This is a genomic window from Bosea sp. RAC05 (assembly GCF_001713455.1).
In the GTDB taxonomy this organism is placed as follows: Bacteria; Pseudomonadota; Alphaproteobacteria; order Rhizobiales; family Beijerinckiaceae; genus Allobosea.
Map to the genome: position 1 here is coordinate 2,606,502 of NZ_CP016464.1, position 23,421 is coordinate 2,629,922.

Genomic DNA, 23,421 nt, shown 5'->3' on the forward strand with positions numbered 1-23,421 from the left:
GACGATGCTCGCCGATCGCGATCGTATTTTCACCAATCTCTACGGCCTTCACGACCTGTCGCTGAAGGGCGCCATGGCGCGTGGCGCCTGGGACGGCACCAAGTTCCTGCTGGAGCAGGGCCAGGACTGGATCATCGACGAGATGAAGAAGTCGGGCCTGCGCGGGCGTGGCGGCGCCGGCTTCCCGACCGGGCTGAAATGGTCGTTCATGCCCAAGAAGAACGACGGGCGCCCGCATTACCTCGTCGTCAACGCCGACGAGTCGGAGCCGGGCACCTGCAAGGATCGCGAGATCATGCGCAACGACCCGCATACGCTGGTCGAGGGCTGCCTGATCGCCTCCTTCGCCATGGGCGCCCATGCGGCCTACATCTACATCCGCGGCGAATACATCCGCGAGCGCGAGGCGCTGCAGCGCGCCGTCGACGAGGCCTATGAGGCCAAGCTCATCGGCAAGGACAACGTCCACGGCTATCCCTTTGATCTCTATGTGCATCACGGTGCCGGCGCCTATATCTGCGGCGAGGAGACGGCCCTGCTCGAAAGCCTTGAGGGCAAGAAGGGCATGCCGCGGATGAAGCCGCCATTCCCGGCCAATGTGGGCTTGTATGGCTGCCCGACCACGGTGAACAACGTCGAGTCGATCGCGGTGGCACCGACCATCCTGCGCCGTGGCGCGAGCTGGTTCTCCTCGCTCGGCAACCCCAACAATGTCGGCACCAAGCTGTTCTGCATCTCGGGCCATGTGAACAAGCCCTGCAATGTCGAGGAGGTGATGGGCATCCCCTTCCGCGAGCTGATCGACCGCCATTGCGGCGGCGTCCGCGGCGGCTGGGACAACCTCAAGGCCGTCATTCCCGGTGGCTCCTCGGTGCGCATGGTTCCCGCCGAGCAGATCATCGACACGCCGATGGATTTCGACTCGCTCTCCAAGCTGAAATCGGGCCTCGGCACCGCGGCCGTGATCGTCATGGACAAGTCCACCGATGTGATCCGCGCCATCGCCCGCCTCAGCCATTTCTACAAGCATGAGAGCTGCGGCCAGTGCACGCCCTGCCGCGAGGGCACGGGCTGGATGTGGCGCGTCATGGAGCGCATGGTCGAGGGCCGCGCCCAGAAGCGCGAGATCGACATGCTGCTCGACGTCACCAAGCAGATCGAAGGCCACACCATCTGCGCGCTGGGCGACGCCGCGGCCTGGCCGATCCAGGGCCTGATCGCGCATTTCCGTCACGAGATCGAGCAGCGCATCGACGACTATGCCGCCAACCCGCACAGCGAGCCCGTGCGCATGATGGCGGCGGAGTGAGACAATGACCAAACTCCTCATCGACGGCATCGAGGTCGACGTTCCGGCCGAATACACGCTCCTTCAGGCCTGCGAGGCGGCGGGTGCCGAGGTGCCGCGCTTCTGCTTCCATGAGCGGCTCTCGATTGCCGGCAACTGCCGCATGTGCCTCGTCGAGGTGAAGGGCGGCCCGCCCAAGCCGCAGGCGTCGTGTGCCATCGGCGTGCGCGACCTGCGCCCCGGCCCCAATGGCGAGCCGCCGGTCGTCTCGACCAAGTCGCCCATGGTCAAGAAGGCGCGCGAGGGGGTGATGGAGTTCCTCCTGATCAACCACCCGCTGGATTGCCCGATCTGCGACCAGGGCGGCGAGTGCGACCTGCAGGACCAGGCGATGGCCTATGGCGTCGACACCTCGCGCTATGCCGAGAACAAGCGCGCGGTCGAGGACAAGTATATCGGCCCGCTGGTCAAGACCTCGATGACGCGCTGCATCCAGTGCACGCGCTGCGTCCGCTTCACGACCGAAGTCGCCGGTGGCCAGGACCTCGGCGCCATCGGCCGCGGCGAGGACATGGAGATCACCACCTATCTCGAGCAGGCGATGACCTCGGAGCTTCAGGGCAACGTCGTCGACCTCTGCCCGGTCGGTGCGCTGACCTCGAAGCCCTACCAGAACAAGGCCCGGCCCTGGGAGCTGACCAAGACGCAGTCGATCGACGTGATGGACGCCGTCGGCTCGGCGATCCGCGTCGATTCCCGCGGCAAGGAGGTCATGCGCATCCTGCCCCGCCTCAACGAGGCGGTGAACGAGGAGTGGATCTCCGACAAGACCCGCCACATCGTCGACGGCCTGCGCACTCAGCGTCTCGACCGGCCCTATATCCGCCAGAACGGAGCCCTGCGCCCGGCCTCCTGGGCCGAGGCCTTCGCGCTGATCGCGGAAAAGGTGAAGGCGACCAAGCCGGAGAAGATCGGCGCCATTGCCGGCGATCTCACCGCGGTCGAGGAGATGTTCGCGCTGCAGGGCCTGATCGCCTCGCTCGGGTCGGCTAACCTCGATTGCCGTCAGGACGGCACCAAGCTGCATCCGAAGTTCGGCCGCGCCAGCTACATCCTCAATGCCGGCATCGCCGGGATCGAGGAGGCGGATGCGCTGATGATCATCGGCGCCAATCCCCGCAAGGAGGCGCCGATCCTGAACGCGCGCATCCGCAAGCGCTGGCTGCGCGGCGATTTCACCCTCGGCCTGGTCGGCGAGAAGGTCGACCTGACCTATGACTACGCTCATCTCGGCGCAGGGCCGGAGACGCTCGCCGGCTTCGGCGACCACGCCCCGGCCAACCGGCAGAAGCCGATGCTGCTGATCGGGCAGGGCGCCTTGGCCCGTCCCGATGGCGAGGCGATCCTGGCGATGGCGGCCAAGGCGGCCCGCGCGCTCGGCGTCGTCAAGGACGGCTGGAACGGTTTTGGCGTGCTGCACACGGCGGCCTCGCGCGTCGGCGGGCTCGATCTCGGCTTCGTGCCGGGAGAGGGCGGGCTCGACGTCGCCGGCATGGTCGCGCCGGGCGCGCTCGACGTCCTCTTCCTGCTCGGCGCCGACGAGATCGAGGTGCCGGCCGGTGCCTTCGTGATCTATCAGGGCACGCATGGCGACAAGGGCGCGCACCGCGCCGACGTCATCCTGCCGGGCTCGGCCTACACCGAGAAATCCGGCACCTACGTCAACACCGAGGGCCGCGTGCAGATGACCGATCGCGCCACCTTCCCGCCGGGCGACGCCCGCGAGGACTGGGCGGTGCTGCGGGCGCTGTCGGCCGCGCTCGGCAAGACGCTGCCCTTTGACTCGCTGGCCGGCCTGCGCAGGGCGCTCTATGCGGCGCACCCGCATTTTGCCGCGCTCGACCGGCTCGATCCGGCGGACGCCTCGGGGCTCGGCACGCTCGCCGATCTCGGCGGCAAGGCCGAGAAGACCGGCTTCGTCTCGCCGGTCGCCGACTTCTACCAGACCAACCCGATCGCGCGCGCTTCCGCCGTGATGGCCGAGTGTTCGGCGCTGGCTTCGGGCCGGCTGCAGCAGGCGGCGGAGTAACCGGCCATGAACTGGGACCTCGTTCTCGATCTCGCGATCATGCTGGGCAAGAGCTTCCTGCTCATCGCCTGCCTCCTGGTCTTCATCGCCTATATCCTGCTGGCCGACCGCAAGATCTGGGCGGCGGTGCAGCTGCGGCGCGGCCCCAACGTGGTCGGGCCCTTCGGCCTGTTCCAGAGCTTCGCCGACCTGCTCAAATTCGCCTTCAAGGAGCCGATCATCCCGTCGGGCGCCAACAAGGGCGTCTTCCTGCTGGCGCCGCTGGTGACCTGCCTCTTGGCCCTGTCGGCCTGGGCGGTGATCCCGGTCGCCGAGGGCTGGGCGATCGCCAACATCAATGTCGGCATCCTCTATGTCCTGGCGATCTCGTCGCTGGGCATCTACGGCATCATCATGGCCGGCTGGGCCTCGAACTCGAAGTACCCCTTCATGGGCGCGCTGCGCTCGGCCGCGCAGATGGTGTCCTACGAGGTCTCGATCGGCTTCGTCATCATCACCGTGCTGCTCTGCGTCGGCTCGCTCAACCTCTCGGCCATCGTCGAGGCGCAGAACACCAAGGCCGGCCTGTTCGGCTGGTACTGGCTGCCGCTGTTCCCGATGTTCGTGATCTTCTTCATCTCGGCGCTGGCCGAGACGAACCGGCCGCCCTTCGACCTGCCCGAGGCGGAATCGGAGCTCGTCGCCGGCTACATGGTCGAATACTCCTCGACCCCGTATCTGCTGTTCATGCTCGGCGAGTACGTGGCGATCATGACCATGTGCGCCATGATGGTGATCCTCTTCCTCGGGGGCTGGCTGCCGCCGTTCCCAGTCGCGCCCTTCACCTGGGTGCCGGGCGTCGTCTGGTTCATGATCAAGGTCTGCGGCGTCTTCTTCATGTTCGCGATGGTGAAGGCCTTCGTGCCGCGCTACCGCTACGACCAGCTGATGCGGCTGGGCTGGAAGGTCTTCCTGCCGCTGTCACTGGCCTCGGTCGTGGTCGTCGCCTTCGTGCTGCAGCTCACGGGCTGGGGGCCGGTGCGCTGATGCTGGCCGCCGTCCTCGGAGCGCTGGCGGGGATGATCGCGGGCGGCGGGCTGTTCTTCGCGGGGTGCTACCTCGCCTGGCGCGGCCAGTGGTTCGGAGTGGGCGATGTGGTGCTCGACATCGCCTGGAATGGCTGGGTGTTCGCGGTGTTTTTCGGAGGCCTCTTCGGAAACCGCGTGATGCACTGGCTGGAGCTGGTGCCGGCATGAGCCAGGCAGGCGCGATCGGAGCCGTCATCGGCTTCGTGTTGGGGCTGCTGGAGTACAGGATCGTGTCGGGCGTCGTCATCGCGGCGCTGCGCCGGACCGATCGATCGACGACGCAGGCGGAGCGCGACGACTACGAGCGTCGCATCCGCTGGCTCAAGGTGGCGCTGGCCGTTCTGATGATCGGCGGCACGCCGGTGATGGGTTACGTGATCGGCCGGACCGTGTTCGGCTGAGTGGGAAGGACGAAGGCTATGTCGCTCGCACAAGCCGCAAAGGGCCTGCTGCTGAAGGAGTTCGTCGGCGCGTTCGCGCTGTCGATGCGCTATTTCTTCAAGCCGAAGGCGACCATCAACTATCCCTTCGAGAAGAATCCGCAGAGCCCGCGCTTCCGCGGCGAGCATGCCCTGCGCCGTTATCCCAATGGCGAGGAGCGTTGCATCGCCTGCAAGCTCTGCGAGGCGATCTGCCCGGCCCAGGCCATCACCATCGAGGCCGGCCCGCGCCGCAATGACGGCACGCGCCGCACCACGCGCTACGACATCGACATGACCAAGTGCATCTATTGCGGCTTCTGCCAGGAGGCCTGCCCGGTCGATGCGATCGTCGAGGGGCCCAACTTCGAATTCGCCACCGAGACCCGCGAGGAGCTGTTCTACGACAAGGACCGGCTGCTCGAGAACGGCGCCCGCTGGGAGCGCGAGATCGCGCGCAACATCGCGATGGACGCCCCCTATCGCTGAGGCTTCGGCCAGACCCGTCGCGCGGTTGTCGCAGCCGGTGGGCCTGACTATAGACGCTCCAAACGGCGTCCGGCGAGAGTCGGGCGCAGGTGAACACGAGAGCCGCCCGCCGGGGCGGAAAGGCTGACCGAGATGAATGCCGCAGCGGCTTTCTTCTATCTGTTCGCAGGCATCACCGTCGCTTCGGCGTTCATGGTGGTGACCTCGCGCAACCCCGTTCACTCGGTGCTCTTCCTGATCCTGGCCTTCGTCAACGCGGCCGGGTTGTTCCTGCTGCTGGGGGCCGAATTCCTCGCGATGCTGCTGATCGTCGTCTATGTCGGCGCGGTCGCGGTGCTCTTCCTCTTCGTGGTGATGATGCTCGACGTCGATTTCGCCGAGTTCCGCCAGGGCTTCCTGAACTACCTGCCGATCGGCGCGCTGATCGGCCTGATCTTCGCGGTCGAGCTGCTGCTCGTCGTCGGCGCCTGGGTCATCGACCCGCAGATCGTGCGCGCGCCGGTGGCCGCCATCCCCGCCGGCATCACCAACACCGAGGCGATCGGGCGGGTGCTCTACACCCAGTATGTCTACTACTTCCAGGCCGCCGGCCTCGTCCTGCTCGTCGCCATGATCGGCGCGATCGTGCTGACCCTGCGCGACCGCCCCGGCATCAAGCGCCAGGACATCGCGCAGCAGAACGCGCGCACCAAGGCGACCGCCATGGACGTCAAGAAGGTGCAGCCGGGCGCCGCGCTGCCGGAGGAGACGGTCTGATGATCGGGCTTGGCCACTACCTCGCCGTCGGGGCGATCCTGTTCACGCTGGGCGTGCTCGGCATCTTCCTGAACCGCAAGAACGTCATCGTCATCCTGATGTCGGTCGAGCTCATCCTGCTCGCGGTCAACCTGAACTTCGTCGCCTTTTCGAGCTTCCTGAACGACATCGTCGGGCAGATCTTCGCGCTGCTGGTGCTGACGGTGGCGGCGGCGGAAGCCGCCATCGGGCTCGCCATTCTCGTCGTCTACTTCCGCAACCGCGGCACGATCGCGGTGGAAGACATCAACATGATGAAAGGCTGAGGCGCGCACGCGCCCGGATCCGCCCCATGTATCACGCGATCGTCTTCCTCCCCCTGATCGGCTTCCTGATCGCCGGCCTCTTCGGCCGGCTGATCGGCGCGCGCGGATCGGAGATCGTCACCACCTCGCTGCTGATCGTTTCGGCGGTCCTGTCCTGGGTCGCCTTCTTCAATGTCGGCTTCGGCGCCGGCACGACGCGCGTCCAGGTCGCGACCTGGATGTCCTCGGGTGGCTTGCAGGTCGACTGGGCCTTCCGCGTCGACACGCTCACCGTGGTGATGCTGGTCGTCGTCAACACCGTCTCGTCGCTCGTGCACCTCTACTCGATCGGGTACATGCACGAGGATCCGCACCGGCCGCGCTTCTTCGCCTATCTGTCGCTGTTCACCTTCGCCATGCTGATGCTGGTGACGGCCGACAACCTGGTGCAGATGTTCTTCGGCTGGGAGGGCGTCGGCCTCGCCTCCTATCTGCTGATCGGCTTCTGGTACCAGAAGCCCTCCGCCTGCGCCGCGGCGATGAAGGCCTTCATCGTCAACCGCGTCGGCGATTTCGGCTTCCTGCTCGGCATCTTCCTGGTCTTCGTCCTGACCGGCTCGGTCGCCTTCGACACCATCTTCCCGCAGATCGCCGGCCTGACCGAGAAGAGCTTCCGCTTCCTCGGCTATGACTGGAACGCGCTGACGCTGACCGCGCTGCTGCTGTTCATGGGCGCCATGGGCAAGTCGGCCCAGTTCCTGCTGCACACCTGGCTGCCCGACGCGATGGAGGGCCCGACCCCGGTCTCGGCCCTGATCCACGCCGCGACCATGGTCACCGCCGGCGTCTTCATGGTTGCGCGCCTGTCGCCGATCTTCGAATACGCCCCGGTGGCGCTCACCGTCGTCATCGTCATCGGCGCGACGACCGCGTTCTTCGCCGCCACCGTCGGCCTCGTCCAGAACGACATCAAGCGCGTCATCGCCTACTCGACCTGCTCGCAGCTCGGCTACATGTTCGTCGCGCTGGGCGTCGGCGCCTATTCGGCCGGCGTCTTCCACCTCTTCACCCACGCCTTCTTCAAGGCGCTGCTGTTCCTCGGTGCCGGCTCGGTCATCCACGCGATGCACCATGAGCAGGACATGCGGAACATGGGGGGCCTGCGGAAGCACATCCCGCTGACGGCGGCCGCCATGACCATCGGCACGCTGGCGCTCACCGGCTTCCCGCTCTTCGCCGGCTACTTCTCCAAGGATGCGATCATCGAGAGCGCCTATGCCGCGGTCGCGCATAAGGGCTTCGCCGCCTCCTATGCCTATGTGCTGCTGGTCGTCGCCGCCTGCATGACCTCGTTCTACTCCTGGCGCCTCTACTTCATGACCTTCGAGGGCAAGCCGCGCTGGGGTGCGGATGCCCACGCGTCTCATGGTCACGCCGCGCATGGTCACGACGATCATGCCCATGCTGCCCATGCGCATGACGACCACCACGGCCATGGCCACGACCACAAGCCGCATGAGAGCCCGCTGGTGATGCTGATCCCGCTCGCCGTGCTCTCGCTCGGCGCGGTGGCCGCCGGTTTCGCCTTCAAGGGCGCCTTCATCGGGCACGGCTACGAGCACTTCTGGAAGGCTTCGCTCTTCACGGGCAAGGACAACCACATCCTGCACGAGATGCACGAGGTGCCGAAATGGGTGATCTGGTCGCCCTTCGTCGCCATGCTGATCGGCTTCGTGCTGGCGCTCTACATGTACGTCCTGCGCCCCGACGTGCCGGGCAAGCTCGCGGCCGCCAACCCGGTCCTGTACCGCTTCCTGCTCAACAAGTGGTATTTCGACGAGATCTACGACTTCCTGTTCGTGAAGCCGTCGATGTGGATCGGGAAGTTCCTCTGGAAGAAGGGCGACGGCTTCGTCATCGACGGCATGGGCCCGGACGGGATTTCCGCCCGCGTCGTCGACGTGACCAACCGGGTCGTGCGGCTGCAGACCGGCTATCTCTACCACTATGCCTTCGCCATGCTGATGGGCGTCGCGGGCCTGGTGACCTGGTATCTCGTGGCGCGCGGGTGAGATGATGTTGGGCTTCGGTATCCTCACCGGTCTTCTGATCGTGCCGCTGGTCGGCACGGCGTTCATCCTGACGCTGCGCGGCGATCAGGCCGCGGTCGAGTCCAATGCGCGCTATGTGGCGCTCGGCGCCACCGTCGCGACCTTCGTGCTCGCCTGCTACGCCTGGTCGAAGTTCGACCCCGCCAATCCCGGCTTCCAGATGGTCGAGACCCATGCCTGGGTCTCCGACGCGATCCAGTTCAAGCTCGGCGTCGACGGCTTCTCCTTCCCCTTCGTGGTGCTCACCGCCTTCCTGATGCCGTTCTGCATCCTGGCGTCGTGGCATTCGATCACGAAGCGGGTGCGCGAATACATGGTCGCGTTCCTCATCCTCGAGACGCTGATGATCGGCGTCTTCGTGGCGCTCGACCTCGTGCTGTTCTACCTCTTCTTCGAGGGCGGCCTGATCCCGATGTTCCTGATCATCGGCATCTGGGGCGGCAAGCGGCGCGTCTACGCCTCCTACAAGTTCTTCCTCTACACGCTGCTGGGCTCGGTGCTGCTGCTGCTGGCGCTGATGGCGATGTACTGGCACGCCGGCACCACCGACATCCCGACGCTGCTGGCACACAAGTTCCCGGCGGGCATGCAGACCTGGCTCTGGCTCGCCTTCTTCGCCTCGTTTGCGGTGAAGATGCCGATGTGGCCGGTCCACACCTGGCTGCCGGACGCTCACGTCGAGGCGCCGACCGCGGGCTCCGTCGTGCTTGCGGCGATCATGCTGAAGATGGGCGGCTACGGCTTCATCCGCTTCTCGATCCCGATGTTCCCGGAGGCCTCGGCCTATTTCGCCTCCTTCGTCTTCGCGCTGTCGGTCATCGCCATCGTCTACACCTCGCTGGTGGCGCTGATGCAGGAGGACATCAAGAAGCTGATCGCCTACTCCTCGGTGGCGCATATGGGCTTCGTCACCATGGGCCTGTTCACCCTGACGCCGCAGGGCATCCAGGGTGCGATGTTCCAGATGGTCAGCCACGGGCTGGTCTCGGGCGCGCTCTTCCTCTGCGTCGGCGTGATCTACGACCGCATGCACACCCGCGAGATTTCCGCCTATGGCGGGCTGGTCAACCGGATGCCGGTCTACGCGGTCGTCTTCATGGTCTTCACCATGGCCAATGTCGGCCTGCCCGGCACGGCCGGCTTCGTCGGCGAGTTCCTGACGCTGATGGGCGCCTTCCGGGCCAATCCCTGGGTGGCCTTCATCGCCTGCTCGGGCGTCATCCTGTCGGCTGCCTATGCGCTCTGGCTCTACCGCCGCGTCGTCTTCGGCGAGCTGGTCAAGCCCGAGCTCAAGGACATCGCCGATCTCGATCGCCGTGAAATGGTGATCCTGATCCCGCTGGTCGTGCTCACGGTCTGGTACGGTATCCGTCCGGGGACCATCCTCGACGCCTTCGCCGCGCCGACCGAAGCCCTCATCAAGAATTATCAGGCCGCACTCACCGCCGCGAAAACGGCGATGCTGGTCGTTCAGTAAGGTCTCGCAGGATGGCTCTGCCCGCTCTCGGCCCGGCGCTTCCGGAAATCATCCTCGCGATCGGCGCCATCGGCATGGTGCTGGTCGGTGCGATCCGCGGCGAGCGGTCGACACGCCTGCTCGAGGGCGCGGCCCTGGCGCTGTTTGCGCTGGCGCTCGTGCTGGTTCTCGCCGGCGAGGGCCGGGCGCTCACCTTCAACGGCGGTTTCGTCGTCGACAGCTTCGCCCGTTTCTTCAAGGTGCTGACGCTGCTGGGCGCCGCCGCGGCGATCCTGCTGTCCTCGGACGCCCTGCGCCGCGACGGCTCGATGCGCTTCGAGTTCCCGATCCTGATCGTCCTGTCGACGATCGGGATGATGATGATGATCTCGGCCAACGACCTCATCAGCCTCTATGTCGGCCTCGAACTGCAGTCGCTCGCGCTCTATGTCGTCGCCGCCTTCGACCGTGACAATCCGAAATCGACCGAGGCCGGCCTGAAGTACTTCGTCCTCGGCGCGCTCTCGTCGGGCATGCTGCTCTACGGCGCCTCGCTGGTCTATGGCTTCACCGGCACGGTCAACTATGCCGGCATCGCCGCGGCGGTCCAGGGCGGGAATCCCGGGATCGGCCTGATCTTCGGCATCGTCTTCATCGCCGCCGGCGTCGCCTTCAAGATCTCAGCCGTTCCGTTCCACATGTGGACGCCGGACGTCTACGAGGGCGCACCGACCCCGGTCGCCGCCTTTTTCGCCTCCGCCCCCAAGATGGCGGCGATGGCGATGGTCGTGCGCATCTTCGTCGGGGCCTTCCCGGGCGCGCTGCACGAGTGGCAGCAGATCGTCATCTTCATCGCAATCGCCTCGATGGCGCTCGGCGCCTTCGCCGCGATCGGTCAGACCAACATCAAGCGCCTGCTCGCCTACTCATCGATCGCCAATATGGGCTATGCGCTGGTCGGTCTCGCCGCCGGCACCGCCAATGGCGTCCAGGGCGTGCTGGTCTACATGGCGATCTATCTGGCGACGACGCTCGGCGCCTTCGCCTGCGTGCTGCTGATGCGCCGCGACGGCAAGGCGGTCGAGGAGATCGGCGAACTCGCCGGTCTGTCGCGGACCAATCCGTGGATGGCCTTCGCGCTCTCGATGATGATGTTCTCGCTCGCGGGCATCCCGCCGCTGGCCGGGTTCTGGGCGAAGTTCTACGTCTTCCTCGCCGCCATCGACGCCAAGCTCTATGTCCTGGCCGTGGTCGGCGTCGTCACCAGCGTCATCGGCGCTTACTACTACCTGCGCCTCGTCAAGGTGATCTATTTCGACGACGCGAAGCCCGCCTTCGAGAAGGGCGACTTCGGCGTGCGGGCCGTGCTGCTGGTCTCCGCGCTGTTCGTGCTGGCGCTCTCGCTGCTGCCGGCACCGCTGCTGAACTCGGCCGGCGCGGCGGCGAAGTCGCTGTTTTGAGGCGCGGCCATCATGGTCGGGCTTGTCCCGACCATCCACGTCTTGCTCTGGCGCGACCTGTGTTCAAGACGTGGATGCTCGCCACAAGGGCGAGCATGACGGCGTGGCTCCCGATCGGACGCGCATGTTAGGCGACCTCGCCCGCGCCGCCGGCTACCGGCTGATCGTCCGTGACGAGGTCGGCTCGACCATGGAGGAGGCGCGGCGCGCGCTCCAGCAGGGCGATCCCGGCCAGCTCTGGATCGTGGCGCGCAGCCAGAATGCCGGGCGCGGGCGCCATGGCCGGCAATGGACCTCTCCGCCGGGCAATCTCTACGCGAGCCTTCTCCTGGTGAACCCTTGCGAGCCGGCGTTGGCGCCGCAACTCGGCTTCGTCGCGGGGCTCGCTCTTCACGATGCCGCGGCGCGCGTCACAGGGCTGGCGGCGCCACGGCTGGCGCTCAAATGGCCGAACGATCTGCTCGTCGACGGCGCCAAATGTTCGGGCCTGCTGCTCGAGGGCGAGAGCGGGGCAGGGCGCTTCGCCGTCATCGCGGGTCTCGGCGTCAACATCGCGTCCTGCGCGCAAGGCACGCCCTATCCGGCGAGCTTCCTGCGCGCCGATGCGCCCGACGTCAGCATCGAGGCGACGCTGGCGGCGCTCGCCGAGGCCTTCGCCGAGCGCTTCGCCATCTGGCAGCGGCCCGGCGGCTTCGGCCCCACGCGGCAGGCCTGGCTGGAGCGGGCGGCGTTCCTCGGCCAGACCATCACCATCCGCCCGCCCTCGGGCGCCGTCACCGGTGTCTTCTCCGGCCTCGACCCCGCCGGTCGACTGCTGCTCGAGACGCCGGGCGGGATACGAGCCTTCGATGCCGGCGATCTGTTCTTCGGCGCGGCCATCCCCGAGGCCGCGCCCCGCTGACGGAGGCGTCCGCTCCCGGCGGACGGGCGACGCCGCGCCGCTATGGAGCCCTGGGGCGCCGCGTGTTAGGGCTCCCGCACCATCCCGGCGCCGCCGGCTGTCGATCAGTCAGGATTCTTCGTGACCCGTTCCAAAGACCAGCTCGTTTTCGTTCCCCTCGGTGGCCTCGGCGAGATCGGCATGAATGCCGCCCTCTACGGCTATGGGCCGGAGGGGAGGCGGAAATGGATCCTCGTCGATTGCGGCCTGTCCTTCGCCGGCCCGGAGGTTCCGGGCGTCGACATCGTGCTGCCAGACCTGCGCTACATCGTCGAGGAGCGGGCGAACCTGCTCGGCATCGTCATCACCCACGCCCATGAGGACCATATCGGCGCGCTCGCTGCGCTCTGGCCGTCCTTGCGCGCGCCGGTCTACTGCACGCAGTTCGCCGCGGGGCTCCTGGCCACGCGTCGCCTCTCGGAGCCGGGCGCGCCCAAGGTGCCGATGCACATCGTCGCCCAGGGTGGCCGCATCACGCTCGGCCCCTTCGACATCGAATTCGTGCCGGTCGCGCATTCGATCCCCGAATCGAACGCGCTCGCCATCCGCACCCCCGTGGGCCTCGTCGTCCATACAGGCGACTGGAAGATCGACGTGACGCCCGGGGTCGGCCTGCCGACCGACGAGAAGCGCCTGCGCGAGCTCGGCGAAGAGGGCGTGCTGGCGCTGGTCTGCGACTCGACCAACGTGATGCGCGACGGCACCTCGCCGAGCGAGGCCGACGTCGCCGCCAAGATCAAGGAACTGGTGCACTCGGCTCCCGGTCGCGTCGCGGTCACCACCTTCGCCTCCAACGTCGCCCGGCTGCGCGCGGTCGCGGAAGCGGCGATGGCCGATCAGCGCGAGGTCGTCGTCGTCGGCCGCGCCATGGATCGCGTCATCGATGTCGCCCGCGAATGCGGTTATCTCGACGGCATCCCGGCCTTCCGCTCGGCCGACACCTATGGCTACCTGCCGCGCGACAAGGTCGTCGCGCTCCTGACCGGCAGCCAGGGCGAGCCGCGCGCCGCGCTCTCCCGCATCGCCTCCGACGACCACCCCGAGATCGCGCTGTCGCCCGGCGACCGGGTGATCTTCTCCTCGCGCACGATTCCCGGCAACGAGAAGGCGGTGGGCGCCATCCAGAACGCGCTCGCCCGCGACAACATCGAGATCATCACCGACCGGACCCATCTGGTCCATGTCTCCGGCCATCCACGCCGCGAGGAGATGGCCAGGCTCTATGGCTGGCTGAAGCCGAAGATCGTGATCCCCGCCCATGGCGAGGACCTCCATCTCTCGGAGCACGCGACCTTCGCGCGCGGGCTCGGCGTCAAGATCGTGGTGCGCGCCGGCAATGGCGACGTCGTCGCGATCACCCCGGAGGGCGCCAGCAAGATCGACGAGGTCACCCATGGCCGGCTCTACCAGGATGGCAATCTCCTCGTGAACGCTCTCGAGAAGACCATTCCCGAGCGTCGCAGGCTCTCCTTCGTCGGCATGATCTCGGTCGCCGTCGCGATCGACGAGAAGGGCGGGCTCGCCGGGGATCCGGAGATCGCGGTGCTGGGCTTGCCGCCCTATACGCGCGACGGCACGGGCTTCGACGAATACGTCGCCGATGCGGTATCGGAGCTGATCGACGGCATTCCCAAGGCCCGTCGCCGTGACCCGGAAGCGCTGCGCAATGCGCTGGAGCGCGGCCTGCGCAGCGCGGTCAACGAGGAGTGGGGCAAGAAGCCGCTGGTGCATGCGCTGGTGATCGAGGTTTAGGATCCGCCGAAGCCAGCAGGGGAGCAACATGATCGGACGCCTCAACCACGTCGCCATTGCCGTGAAGGATCTCGCGGCGGCGACCGCGCTCTATCGCGACACGCTCGGTGCCCGCGTCTCGCAGCCACTGCCGCAGCCGGAGCATGGCGTCACCGTCGTCTTCGTCGAGCTGCCGAACACCAAGGTCGAGCTGCTCGAGCCGCTGGGCGCCGACTCCCCGATCACGAAATTCCTCGAACGCAACGCCGATGGCGGCATCCACCACATCTGCTACGAGGTCGACGACATCCTCGCCGCGCGCGACCGGCTGAAGGCGGCGGGTGCGCGGGTGCTGGGCACGGGCGAGCCGCGCATCGGCGCGCATGGCAAGCCCGTCCTCTTCCTGCATCCGAAGGACTTCACCGGCACGCTCGTCGAGCTCGAGCAGGCCTGAGCCGATGGACACATCCGCGATCAGCTTCTTCGGCCAGCCGGTGCCGGGCTCGCCGCGCCCCTTCAGCGCAGCCACGCGCGCCGGCGGCCTCGTCTTCGTCTCCGGCCATTCGGCGCCGCATGATCCCGCCCGCGGTATCCATCGCGGCGAGACGCCGGCCGATGAGGTGCGCAACGCGCTGGCCCATATCGCCGGCATCCTGGCCGAAGCCGGCAGTTCCCTCGGGCGCGTCGTGCAGATGACCATGTTGATCACCGATCCGGCCGACTATGCCGCCTGCAACGCCGAATATGTGAAGCACTTTCCCGGCGGGCTGCCGGCGCGCCACACCGCCCGCTTCGGCGTGCCCACGCAGGCCCGCGTCGCCTTCTCCTGCATCGCGCTGGCCGACACCGCCGGAAAGGACCTGCAGCCATGACGATCGCGAGTGCGCTCGCCGTCTACTTCGTGATCTGGTGGACGGTGCTCTTCGCCGTCCTGCCCTTCGGCGTGCGCAGCCAGGTGGAAACCGGGGAGGTCGTCGAAGGCACCGAGCCCGGCGCTCCGGCCCTGCCGGGCCTTCGCCGCAAGGTGGTGATCACCTCGCTGATCGCGGCCGTGGTCTTCCTCTTCGTCTGGTATGGCTGGGCGGCGCTCGACATCTGAGCCGGCAAAGACCGGCGGATGCGGAGGGCACGGGCAGGCCCTGGGGCAATCGGAGACTGGGCGGCCAACGGCCCGCCGGACACCAGACAAAGAAAAAGGCAAGGCCGATGCCTTGCCTTCTTAGTCTGTTTTTACCGCAGTAACGGCACACATCTGTTCGCGTGCGACTCGTATACTGAACGGGCGTTTGTCCTCCCGAGACCTGGTCCGCGGCGCTTCGATCAACAAAGCGTGTCCAGCAAGGGTTTGATAACCGATTGCCACACGTCTGTCATCACTTTGAGCAGGTCGAGCCTCAACTTTTTGCAAAATTATTCTCCGCTGCACTTGTGCGGTGCAACATCGTACGATTCGTCGTCCTGCGGCGCCTTGTTCCGGCCAAAGGATGCCGCTACGACGCCCGCGACGACACGCCCGCCGACATCTCGGCGGCCAAGGAGACGATCATGCTGCGCCACTCGCTCGCCACTCTCGCTCTTTTCGCCTCCCTCGGCCTGGCGACCGCGCCGGTTCGGGCCCAGGCCACGGATCCCGCCAACACGCTGATCCTCGAGACCAAGGACGGGCCGGTGACGATCCGCCTGCGGCCGGACCTCGCGCCCAAGCATGTCGAGCAGATCAAGACGCTGACCAAGCGCGGCTTCTATGACGGCATCGTCTTCCACCGCGTCATCGACGGCTTCATGGCGCAGACCGGCGACCCGACGGGCACCGGCACCGGCAGCTCCGACCTGCCCAACATCAAGGCCGAGTTCACCCCGACCCCCTACAAGGTTGGTTCGGTCGGCATGGCGCGCTCGCAGTCGCCCGATTCGGCCAATTCGCAGTTCTTCATCTGCTATGAGGGCTGCGGCTCGCTGACCGGTCAGTACACGCTCTTCGGCGAGGTCGTCTCGGGCATGGAGGCCGTCCGCAAGATCAAGAAGGGCGCCGCCGGCAGCGGCATGGTCACCGGCCCCGACAAGATCGTCCGCATGCGGCTCCAGTCCGACGTAAAGTAAGCCGATGGCGGGCAGGGCGCCGCGCGCCCTGAACGGCCTGTTCCTCTGCGCGCTGTCCGCTGTCACGGCGGGCGTGGCTGCGGCGCAGGGGACGACCGAACTCGGCCTGCCGCCGGCGTCCGGTTCGCAAAATCCGGTCCTGCCGCCGCCCTCTGGCTCCCAGAACCCCGTGCTGCCGCCGCCGTCGGGCCAGCGCTATGTGCCCGGCACCGGCGGCCGCTTCGGTGGCGAGCCCGATCTCCCGGGCGCTGCGACGCGGCCGATCCCGCCGGCGCCTCGCGCCGGCAGCGGCGAGATCGGCGTGGTCGGCACGGTCGAGCCGGCGATGAAGACGCCAGACGTCGGCGCGCTCGACCGTCTCGCCGACATCGCGCCGGCGCTGCGCCGCTGCTGGGCGCCGCCGGCGATGGACGGTCCGTCGAGCGGCGCGATGGCGACCGTGCGCTTCAGCCTGCGTCGCGACGGCTCGCTCTTCGGCGAGCCGCGCGTGACCTGGCAGACGCAGCAGACGCAAGCCGATCTGCGCCGCCGCTTCACCGACTCCGTTGTCGCAGCCGTTCGCAGCTGCACACCTATGAGGTTGTCGCCGCAGCTCGGAGCCGCTATCGCGGGGCGACCCTTGTCCATCCGCTTCCACGGCCGCGCGCCGTCCAACGAAAGGCCGATCTGATGTCGCTCGATCCCGAGAACACCCTCGTCATGGAAACCACCAAGGGCAAGGTGGTGATCAAGCTGCGCCCCGACCTCGCGCCCAAGCATGTCGAGCGCATCAAGCTGCTCGCGCGCGAGGGCTTCTATGACGGCATCGTCTTCCACCGCGTCATCGACGGCTTCATGGCCCAGGTCGGCTGCCCGCACGGCACCGGCACCGGCGGCTCGAAGCACCCCGACCTGGCGCAGGAGTTCAATGCCGAGCCGCATGTCCGCGGCATCTGCTCGATGGCCCGCGCCCAGAACCCGAACTCGGCCAACAGCCAGTTCTTCATCGTCTTCGACGACGCCCGCTTCCTCGACAAGCAATACACGGTCTGGGGCCAGGTCGTGGAAGGCATGGACAATGTCGACAACATCAAGCGCGGCGAGCCCGTGCGCGATCCCGACTCCATCGTCTCGCTGAAGGTCATGGCCGACGCGGCCTGACATCACCGTGGATGTCGGGCTCTTTGACTTCGACCTGCCCGAAGACCGCATCGCGCTGAGGCCCGTCAGCCCGCGCGATGCGGCGCGGCTGCTCGTCGTCAGGCCCGATGCCCCGCAGCCCTTCGAGGACCGCGGCATCCGCGACCTCGTCGAACTGCTGCAACCGGGTGACGCGCTCGTCCTCAACGACACGCGCGTCATTCCCTCCCGGCTCTATGGCCGGCGCCGGCGGGGCGATGCCTCCGCCCGCATCGAGATCATGCTGCACAAGCGCGAGGGTGCCGATCGCTGGCGCGCCTTCGCGCGGCCAGCCAAGAAGCTGGCGCTCGGCGAGACGGTCACCTTCGGCGACGAATCCGAGAGCAGCGCCTGCGAACTCGGCCGCCTCCAGGCCGAGATCGTCGCCAAGGCCGACGGCGGCGAGGTCGAGCTGCGCTTCGCGGTCGCCGGCCCGCATCTCGACGAGGCCATCGCCCGCCTCGGCGAACTGCCGCTGCCGCCCTACATCGCCGGCAAGCGCGCGACCGATGCCGCCGATGCGCAGGACTACCAGACCATGCACGCCAGCAACGACGGTGCCGTCGCGGCGCCGACGGCCGGCCTGCACTTCACGCCCGACCTCGTCGCCGCGCTGGAGGCGAGGGGCGTCACCCGCCATCTCGTCACGCTCCATGTCGGGGCCGGCACCTTCCTGCCGGTAAAGGCGGAAGATACGCAGGACCATCGCATGCATGCCGAATGGGGGACGATCGCGCCGGAGACGGCCGCGGCCCTCAACGCGGTGCGGGCGAAAGGCGGGCGCATCGTCGCGGTCGGCACCACGTCGCTGCGCTTGCTCGAAAGCGCCACGGGCGAGGATGGCGTCATCCGGCCATTTTCAGGCGATACCGCGATCTTCATCACGCCGGGCTATCGTTTCCGCGCGGTCGACCTGCTGCTGACCAATTTCCACCTGCCGCGCTCGACATTGTTCATGCTCGTCTCCGCCTTCTGCGGCCTGGACGTGATGAAGCGGGCCTATGCCCATGCGATCGCAGAAAACTACCGCTTCTACTCCTATGGCGACGGCAGCCTGCTGCACCGGGCTTCTGAGCCCTCATCCTGAGGAGCGCCGCAGGCGCGTCTCGAAGGATGCTCCAGCGATCTCCGGCACCTCCTGGAGCATCCTCCGAGACGCCGGTGACGCGGCTCCTCAGGATGAGGGCCAGGAAAATCCTGTTCCGGCTCGCCATTGCCGGGCGGAAATGCTACCGGGCAGCACCACACAGGATATCTGACGGACCATGGCCGATATTTTCCGCGAGATCGACGAGGAAGTGCGCCGCGACAAGGCGGCGGAGCTCTGGAAGAAGTATGGCTGGCTGCTCACCGGGCTGGCCGTGCTCGCGGTCGCGGCCATGGCCGGCTGGCAGTTCTGGCTCTACCGCGAGCAGCAGGCCTCGCAGGTCGTCGGCGCCCGGCTCGAGGCGGCTTTGAAGGCCTCGCGCGACGGCAACGGTTCGGAGGCCGAGACCATCCTCGGCGAACTCGCGGCGAGCGCGCCGGCGGGCTACCGCCAGATCGCCCGCTTCCGCCTCGCGGCCGAGACGGCCAAGCGCGACGCTGCCGCCGGGGCGACCGCCTTCGACCAGATTGCGGCCGATGGCTCGCTCGGCCAACTCTACCGCGATCTCGCCCGCCTGCGGGCTGGCATGCTGCGCGTCGATCTCGTGCCCTATCCGGAGTTGCGGACGGCGCTGGAGCCGCTGGCGACGCCGCAGGGGGCCTGGCGCCACTCGGCCCGCGAGTTCCTCGGCATCGCCGCGCTCAAGGCCAACCTCTTCGAGGATGCCGGCCGCTGGTTCGATGCCATCGTCACCGACCCGCAATCGCCCGCCGTCCTGCGCCAGCGCACCGAACTCTATCTCGCTCTGGTGCGCGGTGGGCCGGTCGAGACGAAGAACTGACGATTGACCGCGTAGACGCCGTCTGCCCGGACCCGCCGCGCCGCGGCACGGGGCCGGGCTTGGCGCCGGAGTGCAGGCCGGTGAGGGGCCGGGCTTTTGTCCGGCGCCTTCGGCCGGCGCCCGGGCCGTCGGCGTAACAGGATGCAAGAAACCGAATGACCGCCACCGTCGCCATCATCGGCCGTCCCAATGTCGGCAAGTCGACGCTGTTCAACCGGCTCGTCGGCAAGAAGCTCGCTCTGGTCGACGACCGGCCCGGCGTGACGCGCGACCGGCGCGAGGGCGATGCCGCGCTCGGCCATCTGCGCTTCACCATCATCGACACGGCGGGGCTCGAGGAGGCCGATCCCGGCTCGCTCGCCGGGCGCATGCGCGCGCAGACCGAGGTGGCGATCGCCCAGGCGGACGTCATCCTGTTCATGATCGACGCCCGACTCGGCCTGACGCCGATGGACCAGCCCTTCGCCGATCTCGTCCGCAAGTCCGGCAAGCCCGTCATCCTCCTGGCCAACAAGGCGGAAGGGCGGAAGGGCCTCGACGGCATCTTCGAATCCTATGCGCTCGGCCTCGGCGACCCCGTCCCCTTCTCGGCCGAGCACGGCGAGGGCACCTCCGATCTGCTCGAGGCGCTGGCGCCTTACGTCGATGTCGAGCCCGAGGAGGAAGAGCCCTTCGACGAGAGCTATGGCGACAAGAAATGGGTCGAGGCTCCGGCTGCCTTCGTCGACGAGGAGGCGGAGTACAACGACCCCAACAAGCCGCTGCGCGTCACCATCATCGGCCGCCCCAACGCCGGCAAGTCGACGCTGGTCAACAAGATGATCGGTGAGGAGCGCCTGCTCGTCGGCCCCGAAGCCGGCATCACCCGCGACACGATCTCGGTCGACTATGAATGGCGCGGCCGGCCGGTGAAGCTGTTCGACACGGCCGGCATGCGCAAGCGCGCCCGCATCGAGGAAAAGCTCGAGAAGATGTCGGTGCAGGATTCGCTGCGGGCGATCCGCTTCGCCGAGGTCGTGGTCGTGCTGCTCGACGCCACCATCCCCTTCGAGAAGCAGGATCTGACGCTCGTCGACCTGACCGAGCGCGAAGGCCGCTGCGTCGTCATCGGGCTCAACAAATGGGACCTCGTCGCCGACAAGAACGGCCTCCTGGCCGAGCTGAAGGAGAAGGCGAGCCATCTCCTGGCGCAGGTCCGCGGCGTGCCGATCATCCCGCTCTCGGGCCTCGCCGGCGAGGGCATCGACCGGCTGATGCAGGCCGTCTTCACCGCCTATGAGGTGTGGAACCGCCGCATCTCGACGGCGAAGATCAACCGCTGGCTCGAAGGTGTGCTCTCGGCCCATCCGCCCCCGGCCGTGGCCGGCCGACGCATCAAGATCCGCTACATGACGCAGGCCAAGGCGCGCCCGCCGACCTTCGCGCTGTTCGGCAACCAGCTCGACCATCTGCCGGTGTCCTACACCCGCTATCTGGTCAACAATCTGCGCGAGGCCTTCGATCTGCCGGGCACGCCGATCCGCCTGCACACCCGCGGCGGCGAGAACCCCTACGACAAGAACAAGCGCGCGGGGTGAAGACGTTCCCTTCTCCCCTCGCGGGAGAAGGTGTCTGCGAAGCAGACGGATGAGGGGGCGCCGTGCCCCGTCCGTCTGTGTCGCGCCGATCAGGCGGGAAGCTTACAGCGCCCCTCATCCGTCAGCGCTGCACGCTGCCACCTTCTCCCGCGAGGGGAAAAGGGAAGAGCCGCTCTCAGCCCGGCATCTGCGGGCTGAGCACCTTGCCCTGTGGGAAGTCGAAGATCTTGCCGCTCTCGGCCCAGTCCGGCGAGGCGATGGCAACCAGATGCGGCGCCAGCTCTTCCGGCGTCCTCAGTGTCAGCGGGTCCTCGCCGGGCATGGCCTCGGCCCGCATGCGCGTGCGCAGCGGCCCCGGATTGACCAGCATCACCTTCAGCGGCGTCGTCGCCGTCTCAGCCGCATAGGTGCGCCCCATCGCCTCGACCGCGGCCTTGGAGATCGAATAGGGCCCCCAATAGGCGAGGCATTTATGCGCGGCGCCCGAGGACATCAGGATGACGCGTGCGGCATCTGACGCCTGGAGCGCGGGCTCGACCGATTTCAGCAGCCGCCAGTTCGCCGTGACATTGGTGTCGAAGACCTTGGCCCATTCCTTCGGGGAGGCATGGGTCAGCGGCGAGAGCGGGCCGAGGATGCCGGCATTGGCCAGCAGAATGTCGAGCTTGCCCCAGCGCTGGAGCAGGGCCGGGCCGAGCTTCTCGACCGCCGGGGCGTCGCCGAGATCGAGCGGGACCAGCGTGGCGCTGCCGCCCTCGGCCCGGATCTCGTCGTCGAGCTCCTCCAGCGCGCCGCTGGTGCGCGCCAGCGCGACGACATGGGCGCCGGCCCTGGCGAAGGCGAGCGCAGCCGCCCGCCCGATCCCGCGTGACGCGCCGGTGACGAGCGCGACGCGCCCTGAGAGAGGTTGGGTCATTCCTGGTCCCCCGTGCCCACATCCGCAGCCCTCATCCTGAGGAGCGCCGAAGGCGCGTCTCGAAGGATGCTCAAATGGGGCTCCGGAGAAATCTGGATCATCCTTCGAGACGCCGCGTGCCGCGGCTCCTCAGGATGAGGGCTGCGGAGGTCGCGGCGCCGTCGTCAGCCCGCCTCGGCCAGCAGCGAGATCTGCTGCTTGGCGCTCTCGCCGATCACGTCGGTCAGCGAGGTCGGGTAATCGCCGGTGAAGCAGTGATCGGTGAACTGCGGCCGGACCGGATCGCGCCGCTCATGGCCCATGGCGCGGTAGAGCCCGTCGACAGAGATGAAGGCGAGCGAATCGGCGCCGACGAACTCGCGCATCTCCTCGAGCGAATGCGTCGCCGCCAGCAGTTTCTCGCGGTCGGGCGTGTCGATGCCGTAATAGTCGGGATGGGTGATCGGCGGCGAGGAGATGCGGAAATGCACCTCGCGCGCCCCGGCCTCGCGCATCATCTTCACGATCTTGAACGAGGTCGTGCCGCGCACGATCGAATCGTCGACGAGCACGATGCTCTTGCCCTCGACGACCGAGCGGTTGGCCGAGTGCTTCAGCTTGACGCCGAGCTCGCGCACCTTCTGCGTCGGCTCGATGAAGGTCCGGCCGACATAGTGGTTGCGGATGATGCCGAGCTCGAAGGGAATGCCGCTCGCCTGCGCGTAGCCCAGCGCTGCCGGCACGCCGGAATCCGGCACCGGCACGATCACATCGGCATTGGCCGGCGATTCGAGGGCGAGCTGCGCGCCCATCGCCTTGCGGTGTTCATAGATGCTGCGGCCCTTCACGATCGAATCGGGGCGGGCAAAATAGATGTATTCGAAGATGCAGGGGCGCTCCTGCACGGCCGGGAACGGCTTGTGGCTCTCGATGCCGGTCTCCGAGATGACGACGACCTCGCCGTTCTCGATCTCGCGGATGAAGCGGGCGCCGATGATGTCGAGCGCGCAGGTCTCGGACGTCAGGATCGGGGCGCCGTCGAGTTCGCCCAGCACCAGCGGGCGGATGCCGAGCGGGTCGCGCGCGCCGATCAGCTTCTTGTTGGTGATGCCGACGAAGGCATAGGCGCCCTCGATCTGGCGGATCGCTTCGACGAAGCGCTCGATGAAGCGCGGCTTGCGGCTGCGCGCTACGAGATGCAGCAGCACCTCGGTGTCGGAGGTCGACTGGTAGATCGCACCGTCCCGCACGAGGTTGCGCCGCAGCGTCAGGCCGTTGGTCAGGTTGCCGTTATGGGCGACCGCGAAGCCGCCGCCATGAAGCTCCGCAAACAGCGGCTGGACGTTGCGCAGGATCGTCTCGCCGGTGGTCGAATAGCGAACATGCCCGACCGCCTGCGAGCCCTTCAGCTTGTCGATCACCGAGGCTTCGGAGAAGGCGTCGCCGACGAGGCCGAGGCGACGCTCGGAATGGAAGCGCGCGCCGTCGAAGGTGACGATGCCCGCCGCCTCCTGGCCGCGATGCTGGAGCGCATGCAGGCCGAGCGCGGTTAGAGCCGCCGCGTCCGCGTGGCCGAAGATGCCGAAGACGCCGCATTCCTCGCGCAGCCGGTCGGCATAGGGGTCGAAGGCGGCCTCGCTCGCGCGGGCCTTCGTCGAGGATTCTGCGACCAT

At 67.5% G+C, this 23,421-nt stretch carries 24 protein-coding genes; 22 read left to right on the forward strand and 2 right to left on the reverse strand.

What is annotated here, in order from left to right:
- The first annotated feature begins 4 nt into the window (after positions 1 to 4).
- The 22 genes from nuoF (at position 5) to der (ending at position 20,853) form a co-directional block, all read left to right on the forward strand.
- Positions 5 to 1,309: an NADH-quinone oxidoreductase subunit NuoF gene (gene nuoF / locus BSY19_RS15830; protein ID WP_069054980.1), complete on the forward strand. Its 1,305-nt coding sequence runs from the start codon at positions 5 to 7 to the stop codon at positions 1,307 to 1,309.
- A gap of 4 nt (positions 1,310 to 1,313) precedes the next feature.
- Entirely contained in the window at positions 1,314 to 3,377 is a 2,064-nt protein-coding gene (gene nuoG, locus BSY19_RS15835) for an NADH-quinone oxidoreductase subunit NuoG (RefSeq protein ID WP_069054981.1), read from the forward strand.
- 6 nt (positions 3,378 to 3,383) lie between these two features.
- Positions 3,384 to 4,403, forward strand: a complete 1,020-nt coding sequence (gene nuoH, locus BSY19_RS15840) for an NADH-quinone oxidoreductase subunit NuoH (RefSeq protein ID WP_069054982.1) — start codon at positions 3,384 to 3,386, stop codon at positions 4,401 to 4,403.
- Positions 4,403 to 4,612, forward strand: coding sequence for a hypothetical protein (locus BSY19_RS15845; protein WP_069054983.1), 210 nt, complete (start codon positions 4,403 to 4,405; stop codon positions 4,610 to 4,612). The genes nuoH and BSY19_RS15845 overlap by 1 nt, the downstream gene beginning before the upstream one ends.
- Positions 4,609 to 4,845 (forward strand): hypothetical protein, encoded by a 237-nt coding sequence (locus BSY19_RS15850; protein ID WP_069054984.1) that lies wholly within the window; start codon positions 4,609 to 4,611, stop codon positions 4,843 to 4,845. Before BSY19_RS15845 ends, BSY19_RS15850 begins: the two co-directional genes overlap by 4 nt.
- Before the next feature lie 18 nt (positions 4,846 to 4,863).
- Positions 4,864 to 5,352, forward strand: a complete 489-nt coding sequence (gene nuoI / locus BSY19_RS15855; RefSeq protein ID WP_069054985.1) for an NADH-quinone oxidoreductase subunit NuoI — start codon at positions 4,864 to 4,866, stop codon at positions 5,350 to 5,352.
- Positions 5,353 to 5,484: 132 nt separating this feature from the next.
- Positions 5,485 to 6,108, forward strand: coding sequence for an NADH-quinone oxidoreductase subunit J (locus BSY19_RS15860; RefSeq protein ID WP_069054986.1), 624 nt, complete (start codon positions 5,485 to 5,487; stop codon positions 6,106 to 6,108).
- The gene (nuoK, locus tag BSY19_RS15865) at positions 6,105 to 6,413 is read left to right on the forward strand and encodes an NADH-quinone oxidoreductase subunit NuoK (protein WP_054141432.1); all 309 of its coding nucleotides are present in this window, start codon (positions 6,105 to 6,107) and stop codon (positions 6,411 to 6,413) included. Before BSY19_RS15860 ends, nuoK begins: the two co-directional genes overlap by 4 nt.
- Before the next feature lie 26 nt (positions 6,414 to 6,439).
- Positions 6,440 to 8,464, forward strand: a complete 2,025-nt coding sequence (gene nuoL / locus BSY19_RS15870) for an NADH-quinone oxidoreductase subunit L (RefSeq protein WP_069054987.1) — start codon at positions 6,440 to 6,442, stop codon at positions 8,462 to 8,464.
- A gap of 4 nt (positions 8,465 to 8,468) precedes the next feature.
- On the forward strand, positions 8,469 to 9,980 hold the full coding sequence (locus BSY19_RS15875; protein ID WP_069057167.1) for an NADH-quinone oxidoreductase subunit M: 1,512 nt from the start codon (positions 8,469 to 8,471) through the stop codon (positions 9,978 to 9,980).
- 11 nt (positions 9,981 to 9,991) lie between these two features.
- Complete coding sequence (nuoN, locus tag BSY19_RS15880) at positions 9,992 to 11,419, forward strand: NADH-quinone oxidoreductase subunit NuoN (protein WP_069054988.1); 1,428 nt, start codon at positions 9,992 to 9,994, stop codon at positions 11,417 to 11,419.
- A gap of 124 nt (positions 11,420 to 11,543) precedes the next feature.
- Positions 11,544 to 12,320, forward strand: a complete 777-nt coding sequence (locus tag BSY19_RS15885) for a biotin--[acetyl-CoA-carboxylase] ligase (RefSeq protein WP_069054989.1) — start codon at positions 11,544 to 11,546, stop codon at positions 12,318 to 12,320.
- Positions 12,321 to 12,440: 120 nt separating this feature from the next.
- Positions 12,441 to 14,111 carry a ribonuclease J gene (locus BSY19_RS15890; RefSeq protein ID WP_069054990.1) on the forward strand — a complete coding sequence of 557 codons (1,671 nt, stop codon included), beginning with the start codon at positions 12,441 to 12,443 and terminating at the stop codon, positions 14,109 to 14,111.
- 28 nt (positions 14,112 to 14,139) lie between these two features.
- On the forward strand, positions 14,140 to 14,544 hold the full coding sequence (mce, locus tag BSY19_RS15895; RefSeq protein ID WP_069054991.1) for a methylmalonyl-CoA epimerase: 405 nt from the start codon (positions 14,140 to 14,142) through the stop codon (positions 14,542 to 14,544).
- 4 nt (positions 14,545 to 14,548) lie between these two features.
- Complete coding sequence (locus tag BSY19_RS15900; protein ID WP_069054992.1) at positions 14,549 to 14,962, forward strand: RidA family protein; 414 nt, start codon at positions 14,549 to 14,551, stop codon at positions 14,960 to 14,962.
- Entirely contained in the window at positions 14,959 to 15,189 is a 231-nt protein-coding gene (locus tag BSY19_RS15905) for a DUF1467 family protein (RefSeq protein WP_069054993.1), read from the forward strand. The genes BSY19_RS15900 and BSY19_RS15905 overlap by 4 nt, the downstream gene beginning before the upstream one ends.
- Before the next feature lie 446 nt (positions 15,190 to 15,635).
- The gene (locus BSY19_RS15910; RefSeq protein ID WP_069057168.1) at positions 15,636 to 16,190 is read left to right on the forward strand and encodes a peptidylprolyl isomerase; all 555 of its coding nucleotides are present in this window, start codon (positions 15,636 to 15,638) and stop codon (positions 16,188 to 16,190) included.
- 4 nt (positions 16,191 to 16,194) lie between these two features.
- Positions 16,195 to 16,860: a hypothetical protein gene (locus BSY19_RS15915; protein WP_069054994.1), complete on the forward strand. Its 666-nt coding sequence runs from the start codon at positions 16,195 to 16,197 to the stop codon at positions 16,858 to 16,860.
- Entirely contained in the window at positions 16,860 to 17,330 is a 471-nt protein-coding gene (locus BSY19_RS15920; protein ID WP_069054995.1) for a peptidylprolyl isomerase, read from the forward strand. The genes BSY19_RS15915 and BSY19_RS15920 overlap by 1 nt, the downstream gene beginning before the upstream one ends.
- A 7-nt stretch (positions 17,331 to 17,337) precedes the next feature.
- Positions 17,338 to 18,435, forward strand: coding sequence for a tRNA preQ1(34) S-adenosylmethionine ribosyltransferase-isomerase QueA (gene queA / locus BSY19_RS15925; protein WP_069054996.1), 1,098 nt, complete (start codon positions 17,338 to 17,340; stop codon positions 18,433 to 18,435).
- Between the two features lie 178 nt (positions 18,436 to 18,613).
- Positions 18,614 to 19,276: a tetratricopeptide repeat protein gene (locus BSY19_RS15930; RefSeq protein ID WP_069054997.1), complete on the forward strand. Its 663-nt coding sequence runs from the start codon at positions 18,614 to 18,616 to the stop codon at positions 19,274 to 19,276.
- 155 nt (positions 19,277 to 19,431) lie between these two features.
- On the forward strand, positions 19,432 to 20,853 hold the full coding sequence (gene der / locus BSY19_RS15935; RefSeq protein WP_069054998.1) for a ribosome biogenesis GTPase Der: 1,422 nt from the start codon (positions 19,432 to 19,434) through the stop codon (positions 20,851 to 20,853).
- Between the two features lie 175 nt (positions 20,854 to 21,028).
- Here der and BSY19_RS15940 read toward each other — a convergent pair whose 3' ends face one another.
- Complete coding sequence (locus BSY19_RS15940) at positions 21,029 to 21,769, reverse strand: SDR family NAD(P)-dependent oxidoreductase (protein WP_069054999.1); 741 nt, start codon at positions 21,767 to 21,769, stop codon at positions 21,029 to 21,031.
- A 164-nt stretch (positions 21,770 to 21,933) separates the two neighbouring features.
- Positions 21,934 to 23,421, reverse strand: a complete 1,488-nt coding sequence (gene purF / locus BSY19_RS15945) for an amidophosphoribosyltransferase (protein ID WP_069055000.1) — start codon at positions 23,419 to 23,421, stop codon at positions 21,934 to 21,936.

What these genes read in the sequence shown, in the direction of transcription:
- nuoF (WP_069054980.1), top strand. Translation starts at nt 5, where the DNA reads ATGCTCGCCGATCGCGATCGTATTTTCACCAATCTCTACGGCCTTCAC.
- nuoG (WP_069054981.1), top strand. Translation starts at nt 1,314, where the DNA reads ATGACCAAACTCCTCATCGACGGCATCGAGGTCGACGTTCCGGCCGAA.
- nuoH (WP_069054982.1), top strand. Translation starts at nt 3,384, where the DNA reads ATGAACTGGGACCTCGTTCTCGATCTCGCGATCATGCTGGGCAAGAGC.
- BSY19_RS15845 (WP_069054983.1), top strand. Translation starts at nt 4,403, where the DNA reads ATGCTGGCCGCCGTCCTCGGAGCGCTGGCGGGGATGATCGCGGGCGGC.
- BSY19_RS15850 (WP_069054984.1), top strand. Translation starts at nt 4,609, where the DNA reads ATGAGCCAGGCAGGCGCGATCGGAGCCGTCATCGGCTTCGTGTTGGGG.
- nuoI (WP_069054985.1), top strand. Translation starts at nt 4,864, where the DNA reads ATGTCGCTCGCACAAGCCGCAAAGGGCCTGCTGCTGAAGGAGTTCGTC.
- BSY19_RS15860 (WP_069054986.1), top strand. Translation starts at nt 5,485, where the DNA reads ATGAATGCCGCAGCGGCTTTCTTCTATCTGTTCGCAGGCATCACCGTC.
- nuoL (WP_069054987.1), top strand. Translation starts at nt 6,440, where the DNA reads ATGTATCACGCGATCGTCTTCCTCCCCCTGATCGGCTTCCTGATCGCC.
- BSY19_RS15875 (WP_069057167.1), top strand. Translation starts at nt 8,469, where the DNA reads ATGTTGGGCTTCGGTATCCTCACCGGTCTTCTGATCGTGCCGCTGGTC.
- nuoN (WP_069054988.1), top strand. Translation starts at nt 9,992, where the DNA reads ATGGCTCTGCCCGCTCTCGGCCCGGCGCTTCCGGAAATCATCCTCGCG.
- BSY19_RS15885 (WP_069054989.1), top strand. Translation starts at nt 11,544, where the DNA reads ATGTTAGGCGACCTCGCCCGCGCCGCCGGCTACCGGCTGATCGTCCGT.
- mce (WP_069054991.1), top strand. Translation starts at nt 14,140, where the DNA reads ATGATCGGACGCCTCAACCACGTCGCCATTGCCGTGAAGGATCTCGCG.
- BSY19_RS15900 (WP_069054992.1), top strand. Translation starts at nt 14,549, where the DNA reads ATGGACACATCCGCGATCAGCTTCTTCGGCCAGCCGGTGCCGGGCTCG.
- BSY19_RS15905 (WP_069054993.1), top strand. Translation starts at nt 14,959, where the DNA reads ATGACGATCGCGAGTGCGCTCGCCGTCTACTTCGTGATCTGGTGGACG.
- BSY19_RS15910 (WP_069057168.1), top strand. Translation starts at nt 15,636, where the DNA reads ATGCTGCGCCACTCGCTCGCCACTCTCGCTCTTTTCGCCTCCCTCGGC.
- BSY19_RS15915 (WP_069054994.1), top strand. Translation starts at nt 16,195, where the DNA reads ATGGCGGGCAGGGCGCCGCGCGCCCTGAACGGCCTGTTCCTCTGCGCG.
- BSY19_RS15920 (WP_069054995.1), top strand. Translation starts at nt 16,860, where the DNA reads ATGTCGCTCGATCCCGAGAACACCCTCGTCATGGAAACCACCAAGGGC.
- BSY19_RS15930 (WP_069054997.1), top strand. Translation starts at nt 18,614, where the DNA reads ATGGCCGATATTTTCCGCGAGATCGACGAGGAAGTGCGCCGCGACAAG.
- der (WP_069054998.1), top strand. Translation starts at nt 19,432, where the DNA reads ATGACCGCCACCGTCGCCATCATCGGCCGTCCCAATGTCGGCAAGTCG.
- BSY19_RS15940 (WP_069054999.1), bottom strand. Translation starts at nt 21,769, where the DNA reads ATGACCCAACCTCTCTCAGGGCGCGTCGCGCTCGTCACCGGCGCGTCA.
- purF (WP_069055000.1), bottom strand. Translation starts at nt 23,421, where the DNA reads ATGGTCGCAGAATCCTCGACGAAGGCCCGCGCGAGCGAGGCCGCCTTC.